We start from the raw sequence: 2,213 nt of genomic DNA, 5'->3' as shown, positions 1-2,213 counted from the left end.
GCCTCGACGTGTGTCGAGGCCGGCGCTGCGCTGTGCGGCACCGGGCGGTGCGGCTTCAGCCACCCGACGGACTCTTGTCGCGGTTCAGGTAGTTGTAGACCGTGAAACGGCTGACGCCGAGGGCACCGGCCACGGTCTCCACGCCGTGCCGCACGGAGAAGGCGCCACGCGACTCCAGCGTCCGCACGATCGACTGCTTGGTCCGGCGATCCAGTTCGGCGAGCGGCCGGCCGTGCTGCCGCTCGAGCGCCGCGAGGATGTGGTCGAGCGAGTCCGCGAGCTGAGGCAGTCGCACGGCGAGGACCTCCTCGCCCTCCCAGCTGAGCACGACGTCGTCCTCCGCGGCCTCGCCGAGACCGATCAGGACACCGCCCATCGCGTCCACCAGCGGCTTCACGGCTTCCGCAAGCGCGTGGTCGGGCGCGGTCATCCCTCTCCCTCCACCACGTTGAGCTGGAGGGAGATCCGGGTCGCCCCGTTCTCCAGCGCCTTGCGCAGCAGCGCGTCGACAGCGCCCAAAACCTGCTCGGCACCGCCCTCCGCGGTGTTGCCGAACGGCCCCACGTCGACCGCGTCCAGCTCCGCCCCCTGCACGACCTCGCGTACGGCCAGGGCGTGCGGCGGCGGCTCGTCCAGGTCGAACGGTTCGGTCGTGAACTCCACTCTCAGTCGCACCATGCCTCCACGTTAGCCGCGGCCCTGCGGGCCTTGACCCGCTCCCCCGCACCCGCCGGGCGAACGGGAAGACCACATGGTGCCAGCCGCCTGCTTGCAGGTCACTAGGGTCTTTCGTTTGGATCAGGACGCCCGGCATGATCCAAACGAGAGGCCCTAGCTGCCTACCCGTTCGCATGAGCTGCATCCGCAGTCACTGGGCGCAGCCGCTGATTCTTGTGCTGTCCCTGTGGCCGGTGCACCCCGTGATTCCGGCGCCCGACACGGTCGCGGAGCGGCCCGGCGACGGCACAGGCCGACCGGCCGGCAACGGAACGGACTCGATGGCCGCAGCCCTCTCCACAGCTCCGGATACCGGGCGGTAATGTCGCCACCCGCCGAGCAGGGACGAAAACCGGCAGGTAGAGCGAAGGGGCCCCTCATGGCTACGGAGATGCAGCCTGCCCAGTTCGACGGGCCGGGCCGGGAGTCCTCCCAGGAACGCTGGCAACGCGCCTGGAGCCACCGCGAGGACCTGCTGAAGGTGGCCCGCCGCCGGTCCATGACTCCCGAGGACGCGGAGGACGCCGTACACGAGGCGATGCTGCGCGCCGCGGAGAACCCGCACCTGGACGACGACCGGCTGGGCGCCTGGCTGACGACGGTGACGATGCGGCTCTGCGTGGACCGCCACCGCCAGGTCAATCGGGAGGCCGAGGTACGCAGCCTGCCCGCACTGCACGCGGCGGTGCCGGTGCCCATCGAGGAGGCGGTCTGCGACCGGGCGGAGGCGAAGTGGCTCGCCGTACGCAGCGGAGAACTGCCCGCGCGTCAGGCGGAGGCGCTGTGGCTGAAGTCGGAGGACCTGGACGTCGGCCAGGTCGCCGCGAAGATGGGCCTGAGCTACCGCACGGTGGAGTCCCTGCTGGCGCGGGCCCGCCGCACCCTGCGCAACTCGCTGGTCGCGACGCTGGGTCTCGTGCTGTGGCTGTGCGGCCGCGACAGGCCGCGCGGCAACGCCCAGGCGGTCGCGCTGGCCTCGACGGCGGCGACGCTGGCCGTCGCGGGCTTCGTCCTGCCGTACGTCCACGAGGACGCCGCCCCCCGGCCGCGCCCCGCGGCACCCGCCGTGACGGAGGCGGGCGAGTCCCACGCCCCTGAAGGGGGGCGCGCCGCGGTGCCGGGTCCGGCCGCTTCGGCGTCCGAGCCGCCGCCGTCGGCACCGGGCGCGGTGCGCCCGGCCGGCGAACGGGGTCTGCCGCTGCCGGAGCTTGTCGAGGTGGACGAGGTGCCCCTTCCGGCGCTGCCGCTGGCGACGCCTGGGGTGGGCGGGCTGCCGGTGCCGGTGCCGTCGGCGCCTGCGGTGCCCGACGTGCTGCCGACGGCGCCGGCGCCGTCCGCCGCGGTGCCCACTCCGTCCCTGCCGGCTGCGCTGCCCCAGCCGTAACCCCGGCGGCCGGTGCCCGGGGACGCCGCTGCGCGGGGCCGTTTCCCCTACCCGCCCCTTCCCGATAACGGGGGGGGGGGGGGCCCCCCCCCCCCCCCCCCCCCCCCCCCCC

General features: G+C 74.1%; 3 protein-coding genes. 1 reads left to right on the top strand and 2 read right to left on the bottom strand.

Annotated features, from left to right (window positions below; genetic code table 11):
- Positions 1-55: 55 nt before the first annotated feature.
- Both ABZ070_RS36980 and ABZ070_RS36975 read right to left on the bottom strand, forming a co-directional pair.
- Positions 56-430 carry a helix-turn-helix domain-containing protein gene (locus tag ABZ070_RS36980; RefSeq protein ID WP_356640550.1) on the bottom strand — a complete coding sequence of 125 codons (375 nt, stop codon included), beginning with the start codon at positions 428-430 and terminating at the stop codon, positions 56-58.
- A complete protein-coding gene (locus tag ABZ070_RS36975; protein WP_356640552.1) occupies positions 427-675 on the bottom strand; it encodes a hypothetical protein in 249 nt (82 codons plus the stop codon). Before ABZ070_RS36975 ends, ABZ070_RS36980 begins: the two co-directional genes overlap by 4 nt.
- Positions 676-1,096: 421 nt before the next feature.
- Between ABZ070_RS36975 and ABZ070_RS36970 the strand changes: the two genes are divergently transcribed.
- Positions 1,097-2,101 (top strand): sigma-70 family RNA polymerase sigma factor, encoded by a 1,005-nt coding sequence (locus ABZ070_RS36970; protein WP_356640548.1) that lies wholly within the window; start codon positions 1,097-1,099, stop codon positions 2,099-2,101.
- Positions 2,102-2,213: the final 112 nt, after the last annotated feature.

It is taken from the genome of Streptomyces sp. NPDC006283 (assembly GCF_040613325.1).
Taxonomy (GTDB): domain Bacteria; phylum Actinomycetota; class Actinomycetes; order Streptomycetales; family Streptomycetaceae; genus Streptomyces.
Note: the sequence above shows the minus strand (reverse complement) of the source record. Positions and strands in the feature narration are given on the sequence as shown.

Coding starts and splice junctions, on each gene's coding strand:
- ABZ070_RS36980 (WP_356640550.1), bottom strand. CDS start 430: ATGACCGCGCCCGACCACGCGCTTGCGGAAGCCGTGAAGCCGCTGGTG.
- ABZ070_RS36970 (WP_356640548.1), top strand. CDS start 1,097: ATGGCTACGGAGATGCAGCCTGCCCAGTTCGACGGGCCGGGCCGGGAG.